This window comes from Ornithinimicrobium sp., from assembly GCF_051004135.1.
In the GTDB taxonomy this organism is placed as follows: Bacteria; Actinomycetota; Actinomycetes; order Actinomycetales; family Dermatophilaceae; genus Ornithinicoccus.
In genome coordinates, this window is record NZ_JBPCKQ010000050.1 from 1 (window position 1) to 4,866 (window position 4,866).

Here is a 4,866-nt window from a genome sequence, read left to right on the forward strand (position 1 = left end):
CCTTGGTCATGATGGCTCACGGAGCACCAGGCCATTCCCCACGTTCACCCCACGAGAAGGCCCTCGATCAACGTTTCCGCTGGTCAAAAGGGTGGTACTGAGCTCCCCCGACTGGACTCGAAGCTGTGACTACGGCCGCCCGGCCCTTGACGGTCAGACGACCCTTGCCCGGCACCGGTGGCTGCGCTGGCGACCTGGAACGAGCGTCCAGTAGCGGCACGTTGTAGCCGTCGTTTGCGGACCCGAGGGGAGCGCAACCCAAACTCTGCGGCTGCATCGAGCGGACCGTTCTGACCATCGCTGGCGGCCTATGCCCAGCATCGAACGACACGTATGCGACACGAAGGGCGCGCTGCCCAATCAAATTGGACCTGTTTCCGCAGTTCAGAGGGCATTTTCAGTTGGTGGGCGATACTGGGATCGAACAGTATCGCTGCGCGGCCCGCCGGCGGGAGCCGGTGGCCCCCACGCTCCGTGCATCGAACGGGATCCTACAGTCGCAGGTCGCACAGCACCGGACTGAATCTCCGCGCCCCGCGATGGGCAGCCGCGGTCCCGCGCGCTTGCCATGGGAACCGAGAGCGACACACGGCCGTGTTGCGCGAGCATGTTGCACGTATATTGCACGAAGAACTGGCACGTGTACCATCAGTGCAGGTCAGCGAGCGATCTGCGAGCGCCCCCGGCAGGACTCGAACCTGCAACCTACGGATTAGAAGGCCGTCGCTCTATCCGTTGAGCTACGGGGGCCGATGAAGAAGTCTAGGCGCGACTAGCATCAACGGTCATGGACGAGCCACTGTCGCACCTCCGCGCCCAGATCGACGAGGTCGACCAGGCGATGCTCGACCTGCTGGCCCGCCGGCTCGGCCTGGTCGCCCAGGTGGGCGAGGTCAAAGGTCGGCACGGCCTGCCGATCTACGCCCCCGACCGGGAGCGTGCCATGATCGCCGCGCGGCGTGAGCAGGCCGCGGACCGGGGGGTGCCCCCGGACCTGATCGAGGACGTGCTGCGGCGCTGCATGCGCGAAGCCTACGTCCACGAGAAGAACATGGGCTTCACCCAGCAGGCGCCCGACCTGGGCCCGGTCGTCGTGGTGGGCGGTGCGGGCGCCATGGGTGCGATGTTCGCCCGGATGCTCACCCTGTCGGGGTATGCCGTGCGCACCCTGGACCGCGACGACTGGCACCGCGCGGCGGCCGTGGTGGAGGGGGCGGGCCTGGTGCTGGTCAGCGTGCCGATCCACGACACCGTCGAGGTCATCGGGGCCCTGCCTCCGCTGCCCGCCGACTGCGTGCTGGCCGACCTGACCTCGGTGAAGCGCGCGCCTGTCGCGGCGATGATGCAGGCTCACGCGGGTCCGGTCCTGGGGCTGCACCCGATGTTCGGCCCGGACGTGGACTCCTTCGCCAAGCAGGTGGTGGCTTCCTGCCCGGGGCGCGACCCCGACGCCAGTGCCTGGCTGGTCGAGCAGATTCGGCTGTGGGGCGCTCGGGTGCACGACGTCACCGCTGCCGACCACGATGCGGCAATGGGGCTGATCCAGGCGCTGCGACACTTCTCGACCTTCGCCTACGGCGCCCACCTGGCCTCGGAGGACCGGGGGCTGGCCGACCTGTTGGCGCTGTCCTCCCCGATCTACCGGCTGGAGCTCATCATGGTCGGGCGGCTCTTTGCGCAGAGCCCGGAACTGTACTTCGACATCATCGCCGCGGGTCCCGACAACCTGGAGCTGATCGAGCGCTACCACGCCCGCTTCGGCGAAGCGCTGGAGCTGTTGCGCAGTGGAGACGCCGAGGGCTTCACGAGGCGCTTCACCGAGATCGGTGAGTGGTTCGGGTCGTATGCCGAGCGCTTCCTGGAGGAGTCCCGCTCGCTGCTGGCGCACGCCGACTCCACCCGCTGAGCACCGGCCACCCTCACCATCACAGGGCGGGTCACAGGTGCACCACAGGTCATATGAAGCGCAGGAATGCGCGGCAACGGCATCAGGGCGCGCCACCTCCACCGGCGCCGAGGTGATTCGCGCGCATTGCTGCATCTCGACGAGAGGGAGAAGAGCCTCGACTCCCTCAGCCGGCGAAGACCTGTCGATGTGAGCACACCGAGGCGAGCAGTCGCTGCTCCCGGGGCCTCCAACCGGCGTCCCCGCGCTCGAGGTGCTCGCGGGCGATGGCCAGCTCGGCGGCCTCGTCCTGGAACGAGCGCATCGCGCTCGCCCCGGCCAACCCATGTGCCGACTTGGCCCAGCCTCTGGCGCGGCGACGCTCCGAGGGCGAGACCAGCATCGCTACCTCGGCGGGACTGAACCACCCGTTGAGCCCGTAGCCGGTCAGGTGCTCGCGCATCATCCGCACCTCGCTGCGCCGAGCGAAGCCGACGATGAGCAGGAAGCCGATGAACAGCGGGATCCACAGCAGGCCCAACGCGATCATGCCCTGGCCGAGCGACAGGTTGAACGCTGCGTGTCCCGCGACCGCGACGGCATACCCGATCAGCGGCACCCAACCGAAGGCCCAGCGGCGCCGGTGCGCGATCAGTCCGAACGCGAGGCCGGTGCACACCGTGAACATCGGGTGGGCGAAGGGCGTCAGCAGACAACGCACGATGAACGTGGCGATCAGCCCTTCCTGCCCCAGATCGCGGAAGTTCTGGCCCAGATAGAGGATGTCCTCGACGTAGGCGAAGCCGATCGCGATCACCCCCGCGTAGGCGATGCCGTCGACCACGCCGTTGAACTCGCGGCGGGCGAACAGGAAGATCACCAGCAGACCCAGCCCCTTGAAGAGCTCCTCGTTGACCGGGGCGGCGATCACCGCAGTCGCCAGGTCGGGGTCGAAGCCCAGCCCGGCAAACACCAGCGACGCGATCGTGTTGGTGACCAGGCTCGCGGAGGTGGCGATCAGGGCGCCCCAGAGGAAGGCAAACCACATCATCCGCGCCGGCTCCGCCTCCAACCGGTCCACCCACAAGAAGAGCGGCAGCACGACCGCGATGGCCGTGGTCGAGACGACGAGGCCGAGCAGGGTGCCCTGCACCCCCACGCTCTCGGTGACCACGATTGCGATCGCCAGCGCGCCGAGCAGGAAGGCGGTGGCAGCAACCCCCCAACCGATGAGTCGGCGGACGCGAGGACGACCAGTCGCATTGGGTGGTGTCCCCTGTAGCGCGGCCGCGGTCATGGCCGACGACGATACCGGCACAGCCAGCGCGCTCCTGCCCACCAACGTTGGAGGGCTCAGAGACCCCGTTAGGGTGGTGGCGTGAGTGAGGAAGCCAAGCCGCGGGGGACAGCAGATCGTCTGGTCTGGATCGACTGCGAGATGACCGGTCTGGACCTGGTTCATGACGCGTTGATCGAGGTGGCCACCCTGGTCACGGACTTCGACCTCAACGTCCTGGGTGAGGGCGTCGACCTGGTGATCCGGCCGGCCGAGCAGGCGCTACGCCAGATGGGTGACTTCGTCCGCGAGATGCACGCCTCCAGCGGGCTGACCGAGCAGCTGGCCGAGGGCACCACCCTGGCCGACGCCCAGGAGCAGGTGCTTGCCTACGTCAGGGAGTACGTGCCGGAGGGGCGCAAGGCCCCGCTGGCCGGCAACACGGTGAGCACCGACCGGGCCTTCCTCGCCCGCGACATGGCCGAGCTCGAGGCGCACCTGCACTACCGGATCGTCGACGTCTCCTCGATCAAGGAGCTGGCGCGGCGGTGGTATCCGCGGGCCTACTACAACGCCCCGGCCAAGACCGGCGGCCACCGTGCGCTGGGTGACATCAAGGACAGCATCACCGAGCTGCGGTACTACCGCCAGGCCGTGTTCCGTCCCCTGCCGGGCTTGGAGTCCACCGAGCTGCGCGAGCTGGCGCAGCAGTTCGCGCGGGAGTGAGTTATGCAGCCACGACTGATCGTCTTCGACGTCAACGAGACCCTGTCCGACATGTCGCCGCTGCAACAGCGGTTCGCCGACATCGGTATGCCGAAAGCGGCCGCAGGCAGCTGGTTCGGCGGGATGCTGCGGGACGGCTTCGCATTGACGGTGACCGGCGACAAACCGGCCTTCGCCGAGCTCGCTGCCGAGTCGCTGCGGGTCCTGCTCGGTGACCGCGACGAGGACCAGGTCGAGCGCGACGTGCAGCACCTGATGTCTGGCTTCACCAGCCTGCCTGTGCATCCCGACGTCGTCGAGGGTGTGCACGCGCTGCGCGACCTGGACCTGCGCCTGGCCACCCTCAGCAACGGATCGTCGAGCGTGGCTGAAGGCCTCTTCGAACAGGCTGGCATCGCCGATAGCTTCACTGACCTGCTCTCCGTCGCCGACGCGCCCGCGTGGAAGCCGGCGCGCTCGGCATACGAGTACGCGGTGCGAGCCTGTGGGGTCCCGGCGGCCGAGGCCATGCTCGTCGCCGTCCATCCGTGGGACATCCACGGGGCTCACGAGGCCGGGCTGCAGACCGGGTGGATCGATCGCGTCGGGCGTCGCTACCCAGACTTCTTCGCGGCGCCGGACGTGCGGGCCACGAGCGTCCTCGATCTGGCGCGCACGCTTGCCGCTTCCTGAACCCCACGCCTGCCCTCCTAGCGCTGCCTGAACCCCGCAGCGCCGCCTGCGGACGTGCCTGTGCGCCCGGCCCGTGTGGGGGTCGGGCGGGGGCGGGGTGGTCATAGGTGCCAGGTGACGCCGGTGGCGTCGATGGTCGCTCTCAGGTCTTTGGTGTGCACGATGGTGTGGTGTCGCCCGAACGACCCGTCAGCCAACGACGACTCGTGGATCCCCCGGGAGTCCTGACACGCCGTGGCTTTGGCCTCCCCCTCCTTGGCTGAGAGGGCGACGGCGACCAGGTGGTCGGTGGCGTCCCGCAGGTCCT

Annotated in this window: 5 protein-coding genes and 1 tRNA gene; 3 read left to right on the forward strand and 3 right to left on the reverse strand. The window is 68.5% G+C overall.

What is annotated here, in order from left to right:
- Positions 1-677: 677 nt before the first annotated feature.
- Positions 678-750: transfer RNA gene (locus tag ACR2FV_RS02450), tRNA-Arg, on the reverse strand.
- 37 nt (positions 751-787) lie between these two features.
- Here ACR2FV_RS02450 and tyrA point away from each other — a divergent pair.
- Positions 788-1,906, forward strand: coding sequence for a bifunctional chorismate mutase/prephenate dehydrogenase (tyrA, locus tag ACR2FV_RS02455; RefSeq protein ID WP_434014133.1), 1,119 nt, complete (start codon positions 788-790; stop codon positions 1,904-1,906).
- Between the two features lie 166 nt (positions 1,907-2,072).
- Here the strand turns inward: tyrA and ACR2FV_RS02460 are convergent, their stop codons facing one another.
- A complete protein-coding gene (locus ACR2FV_RS02460; protein WP_434014134.1) occupies positions 2,073-3,182 on the reverse strand; it encodes a PrsW family intramembrane metalloprotease in 1,110 nt (369 codons plus the stop codon).
- Positions 3,183-3,263: 81 nt separating this feature from the next.
- On the opposite strand from ACR2FV_RS02460, the gene orn reads away from it, so the two are divergent.
- Entirely contained in the window at positions 3,264-3,887 is a 624-nt protein-coding gene (gene orn, locus ACR2FV_RS02465; protein ID WP_434014135.1) for an oligoribonuclease, read from the forward strand.
- Positions 3,888-3,890: 3 nt separating this feature from the next.
- A complete protein-coding gene (locus ACR2FV_RS02470; protein WP_434014136.1) occupies positions 3,891-4,559 on the forward strand; it encodes a haloacid dehalogenase type II in 669 nt (222 codons plus the stop codon).
- Between the two features lie 101 nt (positions 4,560-4,660).
- Here ACR2FV_RS02470 and ACR2FV_RS02475 read toward each other — a convergent pair.
- Positions 4,661-4,866, reverse strand: a 206-nt coding sequence (locus ACR2FV_RS02475) for a hypothetical protein (protein ID WP_434014137.1), incomplete at its 5' end; no start/stop codon positions are given.